The following is a 19,810-nucleotide window of genomic DNA, read 5'->3' as shown; positions in this document are numbered from 1 at the left end:
TATGACTTTTTTATCGGATCTAGTATAATAACTTTACTAAATAAGGAGAATTAATAACTATGAAAAAAGCAATGACATTATTTACAAGTATTATTGTAGGGATTGCCGCGACAATTTTTAGCATCCCTAATATGACAGTTCACGCTGATAGTGAAACACCAGTTGTAACTTTAGGAACTTCTTTGACTGAGAGTCAAAAAGAAGGCACTTTGAAAACCTTAACTGCCCCATTAAATGGCAGCAATTACCAAACAATTACCGTTACTGGTGAAGATTTAGTGAAGTACTTAAATCCATCAGGTGATAACTTCACTACCTCTTCTGGTGTTTGGTCCAGTGCAATGATTCAAAAAACTAGCTCTGGCTCAGGAATCAACGTTAAAATTTTAGATTACAATGGCAAAGACAATATTACTACAATCACCGCCAATCAATATAAGAATGCCGCTTTAACTGCTGGTATCTCTGATGCAAATATCTATGTAACTAGTGCTGTTCCAATTGATGGTTCCGGTGCCTTGGCTGGTGTTTATGCAGCTTATGCTAAAAACGGTGATGCTTTAAACCAGAAACAAGTAAACGCTGCGCAAGATGAAATGAATACTTTAAGTGGCATTACTCAGGAAAATAAAAATAAAGATGGTTATAGTGACGCCCAATTAAACAATGCTGTAGCTGGTGCTAAAAAGGATATGGCAAAGATCGGTAACAACATTTCTGACAGTCAAATCCGTGATATTGTTAACAATCAAATAAAAATTAATCATTTAGGTAACACTATTAACAATAATCAGAAGAACCAAATCATTAACATTTTAATTGAAATTCGTGATTCTGGTGCTTTGAAGAATAATAACTTTAAAGAGCAAGCTGATGCTTTATCAAAGAAGATTCAAGATGGAGCAAAAAATATTTTCAATAAATACAATACTTCAGAAAATCAAAACTTCCTTCAGCAGCTCTGGAATAACATTGTTAACTTCTTCAGTCATCTATTCGGAACTGTGGTAATTATTAAATAGCTAAAATAAACCAAAAGATCGGGAACTTTCCCGATCTTTTTACATTTCTTTATCCATATATTCATTTAATAAATGATCTACAAATTCATTACCTGCATTTTTGGCATGACCCTTGGTCCACTTAAACGTTGCATCCGGAAAATTAGTTAAGAGTTTATCAATTTCTTTCCATTCTGCAACATTTGATAATTCACCGCCAGAACGTCTCCATCCACGCTTCTTCCAACCTTCAAGCCAGCCTTTATTAATTGCATTTAAAACATATTGTGAATCAAGTACAAATAATAATTTCTTTTCATTAAAGCCAAGTTCAATCAGCTTCTTCAAAGCATTAATCAAACCTGTTTGCTCCATTTTATTATTAGTTGCACCGTATTCACCGCCTGCTCCATGAACTTCTTGATCTTTCCATTCGATCTTATAGGCCCAAGCAGCTTTATCAGTCTTTTGAACGTGTCCACCTTTATAAACACCGGTATTTCTTGTTCCACCATCTGTATAAGTCACAGCAAAGTAGTCATTTAAGTTCTCATCACTAACATTGTTATTGGACTTAACAGATTTACTCTTTGGCTTATTAACCGGAACTTTATCTTTATGAGCTTTAATTTTATCAATCGCACTTTGCAAATTATCTTCTGATTTTTTAAAAACTTCTGGATCAGATTCTTTATCCCAATCTAAATAATCAGTCGCATCTGTAATTTGTTCAAATGACTTATATTCTGCCCCGGAGAAGCCGTCAACTTGTTTCTTAGCCTCATCCCAAGTTCGATAAATTCCTGGTGTACGGCCTTTTTTTATTGCATAAAATTTCATTTGTTTACCTCTAGGATTTATAAACACAGATAATGTTAAAATATTACTATAAATTAATTTTAAGGTGGTAAGTTATGTTCTTCAATACAAAAAAATATGCAGAAGAAGCTGAAAAAAATCGAAAAAAGAATCTTAAGCAAGAGCCTAGCCTTTTTAATATGATTTCATTAGGCCTTTTAGCATCATTTCCGCCAACAAGATTATTCTTACGTTTGCACAAAAGGCATATTGATGATCAAGCAATTATTGAAGAAAAAACTGGTGATTTTGAGCAAATTCCAGTAATCTATTTTCACGGCTTCCGCGGTGGGGACTACACTACTAAAGTTATGATCGATCAAGCCTTAAAAGATAAAAAAACCGATAAATTTTTAAAAGTCACCTTAGATTTATTAGGCAATTTCAAGCTTGAAGGAACTTGGACCGGTGATAAAAATCCAATCGTCCAAGTGGTCTTTCGCCAACGAATTATTGGAATTTACGGCATTGATTACTATATGCGAATGCTATTACCTTTTTTATCAAAAAAGTATCACTTTAAAACATATACTGCCATCTCTCATTCTCTTTCTTGTCCTTGTGTTGTTAGAACCGAAATGCGCTATGCCAAACAGAAAAAATTTCCTCACTTAGACAAATGCGCATTTATTGCTGGGCCTTTCAATGGCGTCACCTACTTAGGCGACATTCCTAATGTTAATATCATCACCGAAAAAGGACGCCCATCATTAATGAATCCGCACTATCTGTACTTATTACTGAATAAAAGAAGATTCAATCCAAATATTTCGGTTTTAAATATTTACGGTAATGTTTTAGATGATACTAATACCGACAAATTTATTTCTGTCGTCTCTGCCAAAAGTATTCGCTATATTCTAGCACCACAATCACATAGCTTTAGGGAGGTAGAAATTCGTGGTGAAAACGCTGAACATAGTTGGATGCATGACAACCCCCTTGTAATTGATATTATTAATAAATTTACAGGCATTAAAAATTAGCTAGGAGGATATTTTTTGATCACGCTTAATGACCTTTTCAGAGTAATTATAATTGTCAATACAATTCTAGCCTTCTACATTGTCTTCCACAGAAGGCGATCAGTTTCAACTGCCTGGGCATGGTTAATTATTTTGATTGTTTTGCCCATTTTAGGCCTAATCATCTACGCCTTTTTTGGACGTGGAATTTCAGAGGAAAATATCTTTTCGATTAATAAACAGCGCCACCTTGGTTTAGAAAAATGGCAGGAAGAAGTCGGGCAAGCTCCGAAAAAAATTAGTTCATCCGATACTTCAACTAAAGGTGATATTGTGGTTCACTTTTTTAATAAAGATGGTAATGTCCCATTGACTAAAAATAATTTAGTCGATCTATATACCGATGGAGAAAAATTCTTTGAAGCAATGTTTCATGATATTGAACAAGCCAAAGAAACGATTAATGTAGAATTCTATACATTTTATAATGATGATATCGGTAATAAATTACTTGATTTATTAATCAAAAAAGCCAAAGAAGGAATTAAAGTCCATGTCTTATATGATGCATGGGGCTCAATGGGCGCAAATAAAAGCTGGTTTAATCAATTAAGAGACGTTGGAGGTAAGGTTCTTCCCTTCGTTACTTCGCGTAATATGATCACCAGATATCGTATCAACTATCACCTTCACCGCAAGATCGTAGTTATTGATGGAAAAATCTCCTGGACTGGCGGTTTTAATGTTGGAGATCAATATCTAGGTAAGAAGAAAAAATTCGGTTACTGGCGCGATAGCCAAGTTAGAATCGTTGGTTCCGCCTCCCTATTTTTGCAAGAGAGATTTGTGATGGATTGGAATGCATCTGTTACTAAAGAAAGTGACAGTATTATCTACGATGATTTATTCTTTCCAGATCTTGATGAAAATAAAATTAGCGAAGATTCCATTTCAACTCAAATCATTTCTGATGGTCCTGATCGATATGAACCATATTTACGTAACGGTATAATGAGATTAATGCTTCTTGCGAGAAAAAGGCTCTGGATACAAACCCCATATCTCATCCCAGATGATGCGGTTTTTGCAACTTTACAGACAATTGCCTCATCTGGAGTAGATGTGCGAATTATGATCCCATCCAAGCCGGATCATCCCTTTATTTATCGAGCAACTCAATGGTACGCTAATGAATTAACCCGCTATGGAGTAAAAATTTATAACTATCAAAATGGGTTTCTTCATGCAAAAACCATAGTTGTTGATGACTTATATTCTTCCGTCGGTTCAATGAATCAAGATTATCGTTCATATGATCTCAATTTTGAAGACATGGCAATTTTCTACGATAAAAAATTTAACAAGATTATGGCCGAAACCTTTGAAAAAGATATGGAAAATTCTATTTTACTTACTAAGGAAATGATCAAAAGGCAAGGTTACCTTTTACGCCTCAGACAACGAGTTTCAAGAATGTTATCACCAATTCTGTAGCAAACAAAAATGCCTTAGACATTTGTCTAAGATAAAGTTAGATCGATTAGTGTATAATTTTATCAAGTTTAAGAAAAGGACTCTACAATTTTGCAGAGTCCTTTTTAACATTACCCAACTACTTTACTTAATTTTAGAAATAGCTACAGGTTCATATTCTTTATAAGCATCCAATAATTTTTTGATGACTTGTGAAGAAAAGTTGCTTTCTAATCGTTGATTTAGCATCTGACTAAATTCAGAAAAACTAATATTATTTTCTTGATTTACAATATCCCAAAATAGTTTTTCAATTTTTTCAGATTGTTTTGCAGAAATTCCATAATATAGTAAAAAAGCTTCTCTATTTGAAGATATGTCAAGTTTATCAATACAATCTCGCAAAACGGTCTTAATCAGATACAATGTATACTCTAATTCTTTTTCATCGTACATTTAAAGTCCCCATTCTAATGCTTGTCTAATCCAAAATGCAAGTGTCCTAGCTGTACTTGATTTCATTCCTGATTTTATCAATGCACTTGCCACTTGATCTTGTACTGCTCCATATGATAGGCTTTCCCATCTTGAAAGTTTTCTAAATACAGGCATAACTTTGTTAAGTGCATTACCCACTTTAACAGCTGCACCTCTGCCCGCTACTTTTCCAACAGCATTAACCAACTTATTTCTATTTTTTAATACCAGTTTTATTGCTGTCTTTACAACTTTAGTTGTACCAACTTTAGATTCAGATAAAGCTTGTTTATTTAGTACGGAGCTACCCCCTGTTGGAATTACAAAAATCTGAGTCTCTCCATCAATATTTTGATTTAAATCAGAACTATCAGCAGCTTGTACACTATTTGAGGTTACATTAGCAACAGGTGCACCCAAAACCAACGTTATCAACAAGCCAATTAAAGACTTTTTTAATTTCATTTTTCTCTCCCTCGTATTATATAAATTAAAATACCAATGTTAAAAATAATTTTTGGTTAGTAGTTATTATATTTGTAAGATATATTAAATGTCAATGAAAAATATAATAATACTGTTAAAATAAAATTTAACTACGCTCTTATATTTAATATATCTATTATTTTTTCTGAATAATTTTGCATTAGCAAAATAAAAAAGCTCTACATAAACGCAGAGCCACACATAACGCTTAACCGAGAAGCAACCTCACCTACACGTCAACATTTCATTATTTTTGTCTACAAGTATTAATAGCACATGATATAATCTTGCTTTAAAAAGTATATTTAAAACTATCGCCCAGTTTTAAGGGGGGAGTTTCAAGGCATTTTTTTAATCTTTTGAACTCTAATTTTTATTGTATGGTCAATATGTTGCTTTAGAACCTCAACAACTTCCTCAGCACTTCTTCCGTTAAAACGGAAATAATATTGTCCTTCATTAATTGTATTCACGATACAGATAACTGATGATTTAGTCGGTGTAATTACGTTAATTATCAAGATATTATCAATTTCTGAATATCGAACAGTTCGCTTAAAGTAACTCGAAACTACCATTCTCCGTGGAGCAAATCCAGTGTATCCATCAATAATACTAATTACCAAAATCAAAGCTAAAAACACATTCAACCCTGGAGCCTTAATTTCAAAGAAATTCCAAGCAACGCCAAGCCAAATAATCAACAAGGTCCAGAGCAATACGGAAAGGCGATATTTACTACGTAGTTCTAGTTTTGCTTGCCAAAACCAACTATAGCATGCATACAACACTAGCATTAGATTAATTACAATGTAAAAAGAATTTTGCATTTTTTCACCTACCCTAAATGATTAGTATCTTTTAACATTATAGCAAAGAAGTGAACTATAATTAATGTAGTAATATTAATGAAAGCCGAAAAATATGAATGAAAATACTAAAATAGATAATTTAAAAAAAGATATTAATAATGCTAAAAAAGTGGTCTTTTTAACCGGTGCTGGCGTCTCAACTCATTCAGGTATTCCTGACTATCGTTCAAAGCACGGAATTTACAATGGTATCAGTGAAAGTCCTGAAACAATTCTAAGTGAAGCAACCCTATTCAATCGACCAGAGCTATTCTATAACTTCGTCATGGAAAATATGTATTTTCCTAATGCTAAGCCAAACCAAATTCATAAAAAAATTGCAGAAATATGTAATAAAAAAGGTGTACTAATTACTCAAAATATTGATACACTAGATAGTAAAGCAGGAAACAAAAATGTAGTCGAATTTCACGGCAACTTATATAACATTTACTGCACTAAATGTCATAAGCCTGTTTCATATGAACAATATAGTTCTAATTATATTCATAAAGAATGTGGCGGTATTATTCGTCCGGGTATCGTTTTATACGGTGAACAAATAAATCCAGAAGTCCTAACTAAATCAATGAAAGTAATGGAAAATGCTGATTTAGTTATTATTTCTGGAACTAGTTTTGTAGTGTATCCATTTGCACAATTGCTAGCCTACAAAGAACCTAATGCAAAGGTTTGGGCTATCAATAAAACGGAAATTCCAGCACCAGGTGTCAACCAAATTATTGATGACGCGCTTAACATCTTTGAAAATTTATAATTGAATTTAAAACACAGGCTTGTTATTATTTTAATAGCGTTTTTTAAGGGGAGTGATAACTAACTATGGACAATATACTTTATTTCGATTACGTAGAAATCGCTCCCTGGACTTATATGCTAGCTGCAACCAATAATGGACTAGCTTACGTAGGGGTAAAATCTGAAGAAAAGAATGTTCCCGTTTTTAGTTATTATCCTAACAAAATGCTTATTCAAGATCCTAAGCGACTTGCCCCATATATTCAACAACTTAAAGAATATTTTGCTGGAACAAGAAGAACCTTTGACGTGCCGCTTGATATTGCGGAATTTGGCACGCCTTTCCAGCGCAGTGTTTTAGAAACTTTGCTTAAAATTCCTTATGGAACCACAGTAAGTTACGGGGATATAGCTAGCTCATTGGATAACGCCAGATCCGTACGTGCAGTTGCACACGCAATTGCCCTTAATCCGGTTTTGATTTTTATCCCATGCCACCGAGTGATCCTATCTGATGGTAAAATTGGTAGTTATCGTTTAGGTGCAAAAGAAAAACTTAGATTAATTAATTTAGAAAAGAGCTATTTACATGGCAATTCTTAAAATGTATGCTCCCTTTTTTGATTTACAAAATTGGCAGACAGTCTTAACTAGTGGCAAAGATTGGATGATTATCTTAACTTTAATTATCATGGAATGTCTCTTATCAGTTGATAATGCTGTAGTACTAGCTGCACAAACTCAAGCTTTGCCAGATAAAAAAGATCAAGAAAAGTCATTACTTTATGGACTTTGGGGCGCATATCTTTTTAGATTCATCATTATCGGGATAGGTACTTACTTAATCAACTTTTGGGAAATTAAGTTAGCTGGCAGTATCTATCTTTTTTATTTATGTTTTAAATTCTTCTACGATGTTCGTCATCCCAAGAAGGCTGCAGAACACGAAAAAGAAAAAGAAGCTAAAAAAGCTTCACACCAGAAAAATAAAAAAGAGAGAAAGCACATCCTTTCTCCCTTCTGGCGGACAGTTGTTTCAATTGAATCAATGGATATCGTCTTTTCAATTGACTCAGTTTTAGCTGCTTTGGCCGTTTCAGATAATCCTGTTGTTGTTCTGATTGGTGGAATGATCGGTATCCTCTGTATGAGAGGAGTTGCAGAAATCATTATTAGGCTAATGAATATTATTCCTGAACTTGAACCAATGGCCTATGTTTTAATTGGAATCATTGCTGTAAAGTTACTTTTGGCTCTCCCACCACTTCATTATGAAATGCCTAATACCTTATTTGCAATTATTGTTTTTGGGATTTTAGGTTTAACTATTCTCTTCCACTACTGGCGTATTAAACGTCAAAGAGATTAAAATTTATTTTCAAGATATTCTTTGAGCACGACCGCTTGGTTGTGCTCTTTATTTTTTGCACCATATAAAAATAGAATGTTGCCCTTCTGTAATTTTTCTTTGACGGTTTTAACAAAAACAGGTGTAAAATCATTTTGATTGAGTTCTTGCTCATATTTTTTCTTAAACTCTGGGAACTTTTCATCTTCATGGTTGAACCATTTTCGAAGCTCATTGCTTGGGGCGATTTCTTTATCCCATTCATCTAAAGCAGCCTTAATTTTACTCATTCCACGTGGCCACATCCGATCAACCAAGATTCTATATCCAGCTGGTTGTTCATGATCATAAATTCTAACTAATTTAATTTCTGACATCTTATTTACTTCCTTTACTATTAATTAATTGTAATCCAGAAAGGCATATATATTATATTATGAACTATTTATCTTATTTTACTTCTCAGAGTACTGATAAAATTGCTAAAGATCTGATTGGCCGAATGCTTACTTTTGAAAATAATGGTGAAAAGCTGGGCGGTTATATCGTTGAAGCAGAGGCATATATGGGTATTAAAGATCGGGCAGCTCATTCTTATGGCGGCAGACGAAGTCCAGCAAATGAGGGCTTATATTGTCCTGGAGGATGCCTTTACATTTATTCGCAAAGACAATATTTCTTCTTCGACGTTGCCTGTCAAGAAGCCGGAGAGCCCCAAGGAGTGCTGATTAGAGCAATTGAGCCAGTATCAGGAATCAAACAAATGGAAACTAATCGACATGGAAAAACCGGAGTTTTATTAACTAACGGTCCTGGAAAATTAATGCAAGCCTTCGGTATTACAAGCAGAAAATGGGATCTACATGATATGAATGATACACCATTTGCTATTGATTTAAATGATCAACATAAGAAAATTGCCCGGGAAATAATTGCAGCTCCTAGAGTTGGAATTAATCAATCCGAATCAAAATGGGCCCAGGCTCCTCTTCGCTTTTTCCCTCAAGGCAATCCATATGTGTCTGATATGAAGAAAAGAGACTATGATAAAAATCATGGCTGGGCTTGACAAGATTTTATAAATGCTTTAATATTTTTCTAAATTAATAAATATCCCAATGCAATAGAGGTTGCGGAAATCACTAAGTTAATTCGAGCACACGAATGCGATGAAGATTGACTTGAGGGTTTTCGCCGAAATGAGATTATTTTCGTGCATTAATCTTGTTGGGCTGCAGAAGCATATTCTGTAGACTGTCCTGGTAGTCCCCAGGGAGCGCTATAAGATTTGGTTTAACTACTGATGATTTAACACCTCACTTGCGTTTTCAAGTGAGGTTTTTTATTTACGCTTTTATTGTATTGGCTTAATGTGAAAAATTTGGAGGTTTTTTCATTGAAGTCAAAAATTCATGCGATCATTGCTTCCTTAGCTCTGATCTTAGGTTTATTTATTGGACTGAATTCTACTAGTCACACAGCGCAAGCAGCTAGTGAAGGCGTCCTTAAGGTCGGTATGGAAGCTAACTATCCGCCATACAATTGGACTCAAACAAATAACGAAAATGGTGCTGTTCCAATTGATGGCTCCAAGACATATGCCAATGGTTACGATGTGCAAATTGCAAAATTAATTGCAAAGAAATTGCACAAGCGAGTGGTCGTTGAAAAGATTGAATGGGATGGTCTTCTTCCAGCTTTAACTTCAGGTAAGATTGACTTAATTATTGCTGGTATGAGTCCAACAGCCGAAAGACGTAAGGCTATCAACTTCACTAAGCCTTATAGAAAAGGCACTTTTGTTGTTATCACTCAAAAAGATAGTAAATATGCTAAGGCTAAGAGCTTGAATGATTTCAAGGGTGCTAAACTTACTGCTCAACAAGGTACTTTCCACTACAACTTAATTAAACAATTAAAGGGTGCTAAGCGTGAACCTGCGATGCGTGATTTCTCATCAATGCGTCAAAGTCTTTCATCAGGTACTATCGATGGTTATGTAGCCGAAGATATTGAATTCCAAAGTTACCACAATGTTAACCCTAATATTGTAGCTGTTAACTTAAACAAGATGGCTGGCTTCAAGGTTGACCACGATGAATCAATTACCAGTATTGGTGTTAAGAAGGGCAACACTAAACTTTTAAACGAAGTTAACGCTGCTCTTGATACTATTTCTGATAAGAAGCGTGACGAATTAATGTCACAAGCTATTCGTGAACAACAAGATGCTCAAAGTAAGAAGAAAGAAAACTGGCTCGTTTCTACTTGGAAACAATACGGCGGTATGATCTTGAGCGGTGTTGGCATGACACTTCTTCTTGCTTTAGTTGGTACTATTGTTGGTTTCTTCATTGGACTTTTAGTTGGTATTGTTCGTACTATTCCAACTCCTACTACTTACGGCAGACGCTGGGGACTTAACGTACTTAAGTGGCTCCTTTCTGTTTATGTTGAAATTTTCCGTGGTACTCCTATGATGGTTCAAGCTGCAGTTATTTACTATGGTATTGCTCAATTCTGGCATCTTAACATCAATCGTACTCTTGCAGCTTTAATCATTGTTTCAATTAACACCGGTGCTTACCTTTCAGAAGTTATCCGTGGTGGTATTATTTCTACCCCAGAAGGTCAATTTGAAGCAGCTAGTGCTCTTGGTATGAGTCACAACCAAAGAATGTGGCATATTATCTTACCTCAAGCTGTAAGAAACTCTTTGCCATCAATCACTAACGAATTTATTGTTAACATCAAGGATACTTCAGTATTAAGTATTATTTCAGTATCAGAATTATTCTTTGTTGGTACAACTATTGCGAGTCAAACATTTGAGTTCTTCCCAACTTACCTTTCAATTTCTGTAATCTACTTGATTTTAACCTTTACAATTACTCGAATCTTCAACCTTATCGAAAGAAAACTCGATGGTAATAAGAATTACAATTTAATGGCCAACCAAATTCAAGTTGGTACTCCCAAAGATACGGAGGCTAATAACTAATGACGGAAACAAATGAAACAATTATCAGCTTAAAGCATATGCAAAAAGCTTACGGTGATCACCAAGTTTTAAAAGATATCACTGTTGATATTAATAAGGGTGAAATCGTAACAATCATCGGTCCATCTGGTGGTGGTAAATCAACTACTTTGCGCTGCATTAATCTATTAGAGGAACCAACTGGTGGTGAAATTGATTTCCATGGTGAAAATATTTTAACTCCAGGTTACGATCGTAACGCCTTCCGTGCTAAAGTTGGCATGGTGTTCCAGCAATTTGACCTATTCGAAAACAAAAATGTTTTGCAAAACTGCATGATCGGCCAACAACTAGTGCTTAAGCGTTCTAAAGAAGAAGCCAGAAAAATTGCTATGGAAAACTTGAAAAAGGTTGGTATGGATCCATTCATCAACGCCAAACCTAGTCAATTATCTGGTGGTCAACAACAACGTGTTGCAATTGCTCGTGCGATTAGTATGGATCCAGAAGTTCTTCTCTTCGACGAACCAACTAGTGCCCTTGATCCAGAAATGGTTGGTGAAGTACTTGATGTAATGCAAAAACTTGCTACTACTGGTTTAACTATGGTTATTGTTACTCACGAAATGGGCTTTGCTAAGCAAATTTCAGATAATGTCTTATTTATCAGTGGTGGTGTCATTACTGAACAAGGCCATCCTGATCAAATCTTTGATCATCCAAAACATGAAGTTACTCAAAGGTTCTTGCATAACTTCAGAAAGATGGATTTTTAAGTTAATAATTCAAAAAGTGGAAGTTACCTACTTTCACTTTTTTGATACAATAATAAAAAATATTTTACTTAGGAGGACTTTATGGAAAGTCGAGATTATTATTTTTTCAAACCATATGATGAAAATCAAGCAAAACCGCCTGAAGAAAGTTTCAGTGAAATTTTGAACGAAGCCTACCTTCATCCCTTTACTTGGAATGCAAGAACTACCCGTAAGTCATTTTGGATTAGCGCTTTAATTAATACTATTATCACTTTACTTGCCATCGGTTTAGTAATTTATGCATTTTCAAATAACATTAACCCGGGACTCAAATGGATTGACAGCATAATCGCTGCAGTAATTTATGTTTGGTTGTTTTTGGCTGAGCTTGGTCAAACTGTCAGACGTCTTCACGATGTTAACTACAGCGGATACTGGTATTGGGTAAGCTTAATTCCTGTAGGTAGTTATTTTATTCTTTACCTAACACTTCAACCATCTTTACAAAGACCAGTAAAATGGGGTAATTACCTTTACTTAAATGAAAATGGAAAAAGTAGCAATGATTATTACACTCAGACTTACAAATCCGAAATGGACAAGTCTGACATCCCTGTTCCAAGCGTTATTCAAATTATGAAGGAACACTTCTTTGACTGCTTTAAGTGGAATGCACGTTCAACTAGAACCTCATTTTGGGTAGGAACCTTTGTCAGCCGCTTAATTTATAGTCTAGGTATTTTTATCCTCTTTTTTATGGTGATTATGGTATCTTTCGTTCCAGTTACATCTAAAGCTGAAAGAATACCTAAAGAATATATTATCTTCCTCACTTTCATGGCAATTGTTATTGCAATTTTTGTAGTCTGGGCAATTATCGCCCAAATTGGGCATACTGTCCGTAGACTTCATGATGCAGGTCTTAATGGTTGGTGGTTCTGTATTGGATTTGTACCATATGTTGGGGATCTTTTAATTGACTTTTTATTATTCCATCCAACCGTTGAAAAGCCAGTTAAGTGGAACAAGTATTTATTTGATGAAAATGATCGAATTTAATAAAAAAATGGACCTCATATGAGGTCCATTTTTCTTTACACAATATCTGTTTTGCGATTTTCACAAGCTATTTTCCAACCATTAGAAAAGTGTGTTTCGCGCATCTTTCTTAAAGCATCATAATCGCTCTGCAAGCTATCTATTCCATCTTGTAACTTTTTATTTTGGCTTCTAAGGGTATTTAACTCTGGATCATTTACAACGCCTTTCAAATGCATTTTTGCAGCAATTTCACGACGTCTTTTTTCAAACTCTTCTCTAAGTGTACCTAATGAGTTTTCGTATTTAACCAATTTTTTATTAATAGCTGAAATTTGATTATTCAATTTTTCAAATAGGTCAAATGGCATATTAGACTTAATTCGATTACATTCTGCACAAGATAAAATTAAGTTATCTAAGTCATTATTATGCGAAATGGAAACAGGATCTTTGTGATCAACACTAGTTCCGCGTCTGCCGCAATATTGACAGCGATAATGATACTTTGCTCTGATTCTTTCACGATCGATATAGTCAACTTCATTTAAATCAAAGTTAACCTGCATCCCCATTTGTTCCAAATTATATTTGAATTCTCGACTCTGATCAGGGACAAAATCAATTTCACCATCTTCACTTCGAATGATCGCTTGATTAAAATCATGCCGTGGAATTTGTGCTGTAGCTAGTTCATTACCATCATAATCTTGTAGGAATGATTCATAACGTTTGCGTAATTTTTGATTATTTACTATAAAATTACATTCTTCACCTTCTACATCAGTTTTTCCAACAAAAGTATAAAGAAGTGTTTTTGCAAAAACTTCAACGACATTGTTGGCATAATCTTCTGCATTAAGTCCACGCTGAAGGCAAATATCGCAAATACTTGTGAGTTTAGGATTGATTAGTCCTTCTTGCTTGAAATGAAATGAATCCATTCGCAGAGCACAAGAACTACACTGAAATTTCACTATTATTCTCCCATTAATAAAATACTAAAAGCGATTCTTTGCATCTTATCTTTTCCAGCAAAGTCGCCCTTAAATAAGTCAGGCAAAATATGTTTGATAAAGTATTGCACACAAACCATATCATCAAACTTTTTAATCGTTTCGAGACTTTCTTTAAACATTTGCATATAAACTGGGTTAGGATTTCCTAATTCAATTTCACCATATGCTTCATAGAGTAAATCGAGCTTATCACAAATTGAAAGAATCTTTCCTTCCAAAGTATCATCCTTAGCTTCAGAAAGACGCTTACTATAAATCTCTTGGAATTCTTCTGGGATCTCATCTTTAATAAACTTATTGGTCATTGTTTCTTCAACATCACCAATCATCTTACGAAGTTGTGGTGTAGCATACTTAACTGGAGTCTTAATATCGCCAATGAAACGCTCGGTATAATCGTGATTCAAGCTCTTTTCATAAAGAGCCTTCCAGTTAACTTCATTTCCACCCTTAACTTCTTCAATGTCTCCCATCATTTGAGCGAGTTCAGCAGTTCTGAAGCAGTGGTCAGCAACTGAGTGATGGTGATACTTAAAGTACCCAGGTGCACGATCGATTGACTCTAAACTATTAAAACCTTGAATATAAGCATTTAATCCCATTATTAATCCTCCTCTTAAGTTTAAAAATTTTTACTATGTTACCAAAATTCTAGAACTATTGCAAAAAGAAAAAACTGCCAATTGGCAGTTTCTTTAAGATGCTACTTCTTTTTGTCTTTTTTATCCTTCGATTCTAACTCAATATCATTTGACTTAGGCTTCTTAGGAGTCTTCTTTGGATCTGGAACTGTTGCAAACTTATCAAGCATCTTATTTAAATTATTTGGATTGTTAAAGGATAATCCCATTGCTCATCTTCCTCTCGCTTTTTTCTAAATTATAAGCTAAAAAGGCTCTTACGCCAAACTTTATTCGTCATATAGTTAAAACTTTAACTTTTATTATGAAAAAGAGCCTAAGAAAAACTCTTAGACTCCTATCTTCATTTATATTATAAGACTACTTGTTTTCGTCTTCTGCGGCCTTGTTAAGGAAAGCAACAACGTTTGCTACGTGAGCAACACGCTTCTTAGCATTTCTCTTGTTCTTAGGTCTTTGGTTTGGTTCACAACCAGTGTTGTAGTTTTCACCTTTACGCATAGTACTATACTTCCTTTCAGATTTTCGAAAATCTAGTTTAGTTTAACATATGAATCAAACTTGATCAAGTTAATCTTTATTTTGATTTATTTCCCAGGAAATAAAAAATCGATAACCTTCTCAGATTATCGATTCTATCTATTTTCAAAACTTAATTAGCAAGTCTTACCTTCAAGCATGTCTTTTTTAGTTACATCTGATGGTTCCCAATCACTGATTGTAACACCACCATCGATCACACCACTATCATCAGACAAACTTAAAGTAGCATTTCTAGAATTTACTACCAGGTTTTCACTTAAGAATCCCATCTCTGGTTCAGCAGTATATAAGTCAAGATCTGCATTATTATCAATTTTTATATTGTATTCTGGATCTTTTTTATCCAAAATCACAAATTGGAAGTTAGCACCAATTGTACAAGTACCACCCAATTTAGAATATTTATTTGAGCCATCATTCAAGGCTAAAAGAACTACTTGATCATCGCTCTTCATTTTATTTTTTATTGCTTGGGCAGCTTCGGGCTTAATATTTATCGTAACTTTTTGTGTCATAAAAATCACTCCTTTATTTTACTTACTTTTAATTATAGCTAAAAAGGTTTAAAAATAGAAAAAAACTGCCTATAAAGCCTTATTTTTACAAATTACTTGTTGCACCTGAGACAAAAAAGGCTCAAAATGGTAGATAGGGTTTTTAGACGATTATATATGTAAGGGGGACCCTTAATGACCGTCTTAAAGAATATTGTTAAAGATCGAATTTTACAGTTTACTGTGTTGGTCACAGTAGTCAGTCTTTTTTTTGCAAGACCGAGGCTTGAGGATATAAATCTTCATACCTTGTTCTCAGTTGGTGCGATGTTGGTAATCATTCAAATTTATGCTTACTTGCACGTTCTTGACGTTCTTGCTTATAAATTGACTAGCATTGCTGATAATACGCGAAAATTAAATATTTTATTTACATTACTAGCAATTATTTCTGGAATGTTTTTGGGAAATGATATTACATGTTTAACGTTAATACCACTTTATTTAAACATTGCTAAAAGATATGATTTACCGCAAATCTTACCGGTTACTTTAATCGGTATGGGTGCCAATATTGGAGCCGCATTTACCCCATGGGGTAATCCTCATAACATCTTCTTAGTTAGTAGATATAACATTAATGCTGTTACTTTTTTTAGTTGGTCACTGCCTTATTTAATTGTATCTTTATTAATTTTTGCAGCAGTTTTCTTTTTTATTCCAAAAGAAAAAATTCCAGTTCAGCAAACTCAAAATATTCGAATTAGTTGGCGACCAACTATCATCACTACTGCAGTATTTATTTTCTTCTTCTTTGGTGTTTTTAGAATCGTCGACATTGTGTGGCCAATGCTAGTTGCTATCACTTTAGCATTACTAATTAATCCAAGAATTATGTTAAAAATTGACTACGCTTTACTATTAACATTTACTGGTTTCTTCATCTTCATTAGTGATATTCAACAGATTCCAGCAATTGTTGGCGTAATCCATATGATGCTTCACTCTGAAACCTCGACTTACTTTACTTCAATCATTTCAAGTCAGGTTATGAGTAACGTTCCATCAACTATCTTAGTTGGTAAATTTACTCCTCAAATCTATGCAGAAGCTTTATTTTTGGGTTCAAATATCGGTGGTTTTGGTTCAGTTATTGGTTCAATGGCAAACATGCTTGTGCTTAAAACCTTTAATCAACATGCTAGCGTCAGCAAGAAGAAATTCTTCAAAAATTGGACAATCATGCAATTTATTGGTTTGTTCATTCTGACAGCTGTCGGTTACATCATCATGATTTTCTAAAGTTTGTAAATTCATTAAGGTATCAGTTTTGATACCTTTTTCTATATCCAAAATTTATTTTTTTCGGTAAAATTAAGAAAATATCTTTTACGGAGGTTTAATTATGTCACCATTATTATGGATTATTTTAATTATTGTTGTCCTACTTGTGATCATTTACATCACTGCATACAACGGCTTACAAAGAGCTAAAGTTTATACGGACGAAGCTTGGAGTCAAATCGATGTTCAACTTAAAAGACGTAACGATTTAATTCCTAACTTAGTTGAAACAGTTAAGGGTTACGCAAAACATGAAAGTGAAACTTTTGAAAAAGTAGTTCAACTTCGTACCCAATTAACTCAAGTTCCAGCTAGTGATCATGAGCAAATTCAAAAGGTTTCTAACGAAATCACTGATTCTCTTAAGACCATTTTTGCTTTGTCAGAAAACTACCCTGACTTAAAGGCAAACCAAAACTTCCTAAGGTTGCAAGAAGAATTAACCAATACTGAAAATAAGATTGCATACTCACGTCAACTTTACAATTCAAGTGCTGCTCAATACGATCAAAAGTTACTTACTTTTCCATCAAATATTATTGCTAAACTTCATCACTTCACTAAGGTTGACTACTTAGAAACTCCAGTTGAAGAAAAGGAAGTTCCTAAGGTCAAGTTTTAGAATTAGGTAAAAATAAATGTTGTACCAACAAATTGCTCGCAACAAGAGAAAATCAATCTTTATGATGATCATCTTTGTCATCATTTTAACTTTAGTGGGTGCAGGATTTGGCTACATGTTTGACAATGAACCAGTTATGGGAATCGGAATTGCCTTAGTAGGTAGTTTGATATACCTGTTCATTGTGATGCAAAATCCTGCCAATATGGTAATGAGCCTCAACCATGCTCAAGAAATTCACGAAGCTGATAATCCCGAACTATGGCATATCATCGAAGACATGGCAATGGTTGGTAAGGTACCAATTCCCAGAGTTTTCATCATTCCAGACCCTAGTCCTAATGCCTTTGCGACAGGCCGTGATCCAGAACATAGTGCTGTGGCCGTTACTCAAGGATTACTTGATATGATGAATCGTGAAGAGTTAGAAGGAGTTTTAGGACATGAGATTTCCCATATTAGAAATTATGATATTCGGCTTTCAACGATTGCAGTTGTATTAGTTGGTGTCATCTCCTTCTTGTCAGGAATTGCTTCTAGAATGATCTGGTTCGGTGGCGATCGAAGTAGTGATGATGATCGTGATAGCAATGCAATCGAAATGATCTTCAAGTTAGTTGCAATTCTCTTCGTTTTAGTCTTGGGGCCTCTTTCAGCAACTCTTGCTCAAATGGCCCTTTCACGTAATCGTGAATATTTAGCTGATGCAAGTTCGGTTGAATTAACAAGAAATCCGCAAGGTTTAATTTCTGCTTTGCACAAGATCGAAGGTAGTCAGCCAATGAAACAAGCTGACCATTCAAGTAGCGGAATGTATATTGAAAATCCGTTCCAAAAATCAGGCAGCTTATTTGATACTCATCCACCTACAGCGGATCGAATTGCACGCCTTGAAAAAATGTAAAAAATGGATAACCATTTGGTTATCCATTTTTGTTTACTTCAAATTAATATTTGCTTCTCTAAATAGTCTGTTACGCATTGCTGCTGGAGTTTCTCCATAGAATTGATTAAATTTTTTATAGAAGAATGATTTACTTGAATATCCTACTCGACTAATAATCTCCTTTAACGAAATATCCGGCTGGGCAAGTAATTCTTTAGCTTCCTGCATCCGTCTTTCATCAACATGATCAACAAAACTCTTACCTGTTTTTTGCTTAACCATATTTGAAAAGTAATTTGGATTAAAGCCAAAATACTTAGCAGCTTTACTTAAAGTAATATCTGAAAAATGCTCATCAATATAATTATCTAGTGCATTGCCTTCGAATTTTGTCTTATCAATATTAACTACTGTCGCAATTCTCTGTGCTCTAATCGCTAATATCAATACCACAACTAGCTCTGCCCCAATTAAGGCGCGCATAAATAACTCATCATTGAGGTAACCATTAATAATATGGGTCATTACTTGGCTAGAACGAGTTACCTTACTAGTCTTAAGCCATAAAACATTTTCTCGCTCTAAGCTTTTAATGATTTGAGCAATAATTTCTCCTTCTTTTTTACCCTTATAAGAAAAATCCTTGAAAAATTCGCGATATCTAAAACCAGGTTTAAACTTTATTTTTGCAAGTACGGTATCTGAAGTAATATTTTCAACTCGATACTTGCATCCCTGTGTCAATAAAAGAATGTTGCCGGCCTTCATATCAATACTTTTCTCGCCGCTTTTAATAGTTACAGTTCCACTAACTAAATACAAAATCGTCGATACATCCATATCATAAGCGTGTATGCCATCATTATGATTTTCAAGATAAATGGTAAAAAAGTCGAAGTTATCATTGCCAGACTGCAGGCTAATCTCATTAACTCCGCTTCGATCAGAGCGTAACACACTAACTAGATATTGATCTAATGTTACAGCTACCATGGGTATACCTTTCTGAAAACACGTATAAAAAACTAATATATCTATATTATATATCATATATTACTGTAATTCATGACTCACGACTAATAATATATATTAACTACAATCACTAAAAATTAGACAAGCTTCAAATACTTATGTACAATCAAATTAATAAACATCGGGGTGCCGTCAGGCTGAGAGATACCCATTGAACCTGTTCCAGATAATGCTGGCGAAGGAAAAATGTTATTTAGCTTGCGGTCACCTCTTGTAGGTGATTTTTATTTTGGTG

General features: G+C 34.3%; 24 protein-coding genes and 2 riboswitches. Of the genes, 13 read left to right on the top strand and 11 right to left on the bottom strand.

Annotated elements, in window-relative coordinates; genetic code table 11:
* Window positions 1-59: 59 nt before the first annotated feature.
* Window positions 60-1,022, top strand: coding sequence for a DUF1002 domain-containing protein (locus NFR82_RS02370; RefSeq protein ID WP_251716548.1), 963 nt, complete (start codon window positions 60-62; stop codon window positions 1,020-1,022).
* A gap of 39 nt (window positions 1,023-1,061) precedes the next feature.
* Here NFR82_RS02370 and NFR82_RS02365 read toward each other — a convergent pair whose 3' ends face one another.
* On the bottom strand, window positions 1,062-1,841 hold the full coding sequence (locus NFR82_RS02365; protein ID WP_251716547.1) for a ribonuclease H family protein: 780 nt from the start codon (window positions 1,839-1,841) through the stop codon (window positions 1,062-1,064).
* 74 nt (window positions 1,842-1,915) lie between these two features.
* On the opposite strand from NFR82_RS02365, the gene NFR82_RS02360 reads away from it, so the two are divergent.
* The gene (locus NFR82_RS02360) at window positions 1,916-2,845 is read left to right on the top strand and encodes an alpha/beta hydrolase (protein ID WP_251716546.1); all 930 of its coding nucleotides are present in this window, start codon (window positions 1,916-1,918) and stop codon (window positions 2,843-2,845) included.
* A gap of 15 nt (window positions 2,846-2,860) precedes the next feature.
* A complete protein-coding gene (cls, locus tag NFR82_RS02355) occupies window positions 2,861-4,318 on the top strand; it encodes a cardiolipin synthase (protein WP_251716545.1) in 1,458 nt (485 codons plus the stop codon).
* Between the two features lie 123 nt (window positions 4,319-4,441).
* On the opposite strand, the gene NFR82_RS02350 is transcribed toward cls, so the two are convergent.
* The 3 genes from NFR82_RS02350 to NFR82_RS02340 all read right to left on the bottom strand — a co-directional run bounded on the left by NFR82_RS02350 (window position 4,442) and on the right by NFR82_RS02340 (window position 6,090).
* The gene (locus NFR82_RS02350) at window positions 4,442-4,753 is read right to left on the bottom strand and encodes a hypothetical protein (protein ID WP_251716544.1); all 312 of its coding nucleotides are present in this window, start codon (window positions 4,751-4,753) and stop codon (window positions 4,442-4,444) included.
* Window positions 4,754-5,239: a hypothetical protein gene (locus tag NFR82_RS02345; protein WP_251716543.1), complete on the bottom strand. Its 486-nt coding sequence runs from the start codon at window positions 5,237-5,239 to the stop codon at window positions 4,754-4,756.
* 359 nt (window positions 5,240-5,598) lie between these two features.
* On the bottom strand, window positions 5,599-6,090 hold the full coding sequence (locus NFR82_RS02340) for a hypothetical protein (RefSeq protein WP_251716542.1): 492 nt from the start codon (window positions 6,088-6,090) through the stop codon (window positions 5,599-5,601).
* Between the two features lie 94 nt (window positions 6,091-6,184).
* Between NFR82_RS02340 and NFR82_RS02335 the strand changes: the two genes are divergently transcribed.
* From NFR82_RS02335 to NFR82_RS02325, 3 genes are all read left to right on the top strand, one after another.
* A complete protein-coding gene (locus tag NFR82_RS02335; RefSeq protein ID WP_251716541.1) occupies window positions 6,185-6,889 on the top strand; it encodes an NAD-dependent protein deacylase in 705 nt (234 codons plus the stop codon).
* Between the two features lie 65 nt (window positions 6,890-6,954).
* Entirely contained in the window at window positions 6,955-7,473 is a 519-nt protein-coding gene (locus NFR82_RS02330; RefSeq protein ID WP_251716540.1) for a methylated-DNA--[protein]-cysteine S-methyltransferase, read from the top strand.
* Window positions 7,460-8,239 (top strand): TerC family protein, encoded by a 780-nt coding sequence (locus tag NFR82_RS02325; protein WP_251716539.1) that lies wholly within the window; start codon window positions 7,460-7,462, stop codon window positions 8,237-8,239. The genes NFR82_RS02330 and NFR82_RS02325 overlap by 14 nt, the downstream gene beginning before the upstream one ends.
* On the opposite strand, the gene NFR82_RS02320 is transcribed toward NFR82_RS02325, so the two are convergent.
* Window positions 8,236-8,595 carry a DUF488 domain-containing protein gene (locus NFR82_RS02320; RefSeq protein ID WP_251716538.1) on the bottom strand — a complete coding sequence of 120 codons (360 nt, stop codon included), beginning with the start codon at window positions 8,593-8,595 and terminating at the stop codon, window positions 8,236-8,238. The two genes, NFR82_RS02325 and NFR82_RS02320, sit on opposite strands and share 4 nt — an antisense overlap.
* A 59-nt stretch (window positions 8,596-8,654) precedes the next feature.
* Between NFR82_RS02320 and NFR82_RS02315 the strand changes: the two genes are divergently transcribed.
* The 4 genes from NFR82_RS02315 to NFR82_RS02300 all read left to right on the top strand — a co-directional run bounded on the left by NFR82_RS02315 (window position 8,655) and on the right by NFR82_RS02300 (window position 13,015).
* Window positions 8,655-9,287: a DNA-3-methyladenine glycosylase gene (locus NFR82_RS02315; RefSeq protein ID WP_251716537.1), complete on the top strand. Its 633-nt coding sequence runs from the start codon at window positions 8,655-8,657 to the stop codon at window positions 9,285-9,287.
* Window positions 9,288-9,334: 47 nt separating this feature from the next.
* Window positions 9,335-9,508, top strand: a riboswitch (Lysine riboswitch).
* 106 nt (window positions 9,509-9,614) lie between these two features.
* The gene (locus tag NFR82_RS02310) at window positions 9,615-11,219 is read left to right on the top strand and encodes an ABC transporter substrate-binding protein/permease (protein ID WP_251716536.1); all 1,605 of its coding nucleotides are present in this window, start codon (window positions 9,615-9,617) and stop codon (window positions 11,217-11,219) included.
* Window positions 11,219-11,974: an amino acid ABC transporter ATP-binding protein gene (locus tag NFR82_RS02305; RefSeq protein WP_251716535.1), complete on the top strand. Its 756-nt coding sequence runs from the start codon at window positions 11,219-11,221 to the stop codon at window positions 11,972-11,974. Before NFR82_RS02310 ends, NFR82_RS02305 begins: the two co-directional genes overlap by 1 nt.
* Window positions 11,975-12,055: 81 nt before the next feature.
* The gene (locus NFR82_RS02300) at window positions 12,056-13,015 is read left to right on the top strand and encodes a DUF805 domain-containing protein (RefSeq protein ID WP_251716534.1); all 960 of its coding nucleotides are present in this window, start codon (window positions 12,056-12,058) and stop codon (window positions 13,013-13,015) included.
* Window positions 13,016-13,050: 35 nt separating this feature from the next.
* Here the strand turns inward: NFR82_RS02300 and NFR82_RS02295 are convergent, their stop codons facing one another.
* The 5 genes from NFR82_RS02295 to NFR82_RS02275 all read right to left on the bottom strand — a co-directional run bounded on the left by NFR82_RS02295 (window position 13,051) and on the right by NFR82_RS02275 (window position 15,712).
* Entirely contained in the window at window positions 13,051-13,971 is a 921-nt protein-coding gene (locus tag NFR82_RS02295; protein WP_251716533.1) for an HNH endonuclease, read from the bottom strand.
* A gap of 2 nt (window positions 13,972-13,973) precedes the next feature.
* Window positions 13,974-14,615, bottom strand: a complete 642-nt coding sequence (locus NFR82_RS02290; protein ID WP_251716532.1) for a YfbR-like 5'-deoxynucleotidase — start codon at window positions 14,613-14,615, stop codon at window positions 13,974-13,976.
* Between the two features lie 101 nt (window positions 14,616-14,716).
* Entirely contained in the window at window positions 14,717-14,863 is a 147-nt protein-coding gene (locus tag NFR82_RS02285; protein ID WP_251716531.1) for an SPJ_0845 family protein, read from the bottom strand.
* A gap of 151 nt (window positions 14,864-15,014) precedes the next feature.
* Window positions 15,015-15,155, bottom strand: coding sequence for a hypothetical protein (locus NFR82_RS02280; protein ID WP_251716530.1), 141 nt, complete (start codon window positions 15,153-15,155; stop codon window positions 15,015-15,017).
* 155 nt (window positions 15,156-15,310) lie between these two features.
* A complete protein-coding gene (locus tag NFR82_RS02275; RefSeq protein ID WP_251716529.1) occupies window positions 15,311-15,712 on the bottom strand; it encodes an iron-sulfur cluster biosynthesis family protein in 402 nt (133 codons plus the stop codon).
* Between the two features lie 174 nt (window positions 15,713-15,886).
* Between NFR82_RS02275 and NFR82_RS02270 the strand changes: the two genes are divergently transcribed.
* The 3 genes from NFR82_RS02270 (at window position 15,887) to htpX (ending at window position 18,561) form a co-directional block, all read left to right on the top strand.
* Complete coding sequence (locus NFR82_RS02270; protein ID WP_251716528.1) at window positions 15,887-16,993, top strand: SLC13 family permease; 1,107 nt, start codon at window positions 15,887-15,889, stop codon at window positions 16,991-16,993.
* A 103-nt stretch (window positions 16,994-17,096) separates the two neighbouring features.
* Window positions 17,097-17,657: a LemA family protein gene (locus NFR82_RS02265; protein WP_251716527.1), complete on the top strand. Its 561-nt coding sequence runs from the start codon at window positions 17,097-17,099 to the stop codon at window positions 17,655-17,657.
* Window positions 17,658-17,673: 16 nt separating this feature from the next.
* A complete protein-coding gene (gene htpX / locus NFR82_RS02260; protein ID WP_251716526.1) occupies window positions 17,674-18,561 on the top strand; it encodes a zinc metalloprotease HtpX in 888 nt (295 codons plus the stop codon).
* Window positions 18,562-18,594: 33 nt separating this feature from the next.
* Here htpX and NFR82_RS02255 read toward each other — a convergent pair whose 3' ends face one another.
* Window positions 18,595-19,536, bottom strand: coding sequence for a helix-turn-helix domain-containing protein (locus NFR82_RS02255; protein WP_251716525.1), 942 nt, complete (start codon window positions 19,534-19,536; stop codon window positions 18,595-18,597).
* Window positions 19,537-19,687: 151 nt separating this feature from the next.
* Window positions 19,688-19,776, top strand: a riboswitch (TPP riboswitch).
* Window positions 19,777-19,810 lie beyond the last annotated feature (34 nt).

The sequence above is a fragment of the Lactobacillus agrestimuris genome (assembly GCF_943193025.1).
GTDB classification, from domain to species: domain Bacteria; phylum Bacillota; class Bacilli; order Lactobacillales; family Lactobacillaceae; genus Lactobacillus; species Lactobacillus agrestimuris.
This window is presented reverse-complemented; position numbering and strand designations above follow the sequence as displayed.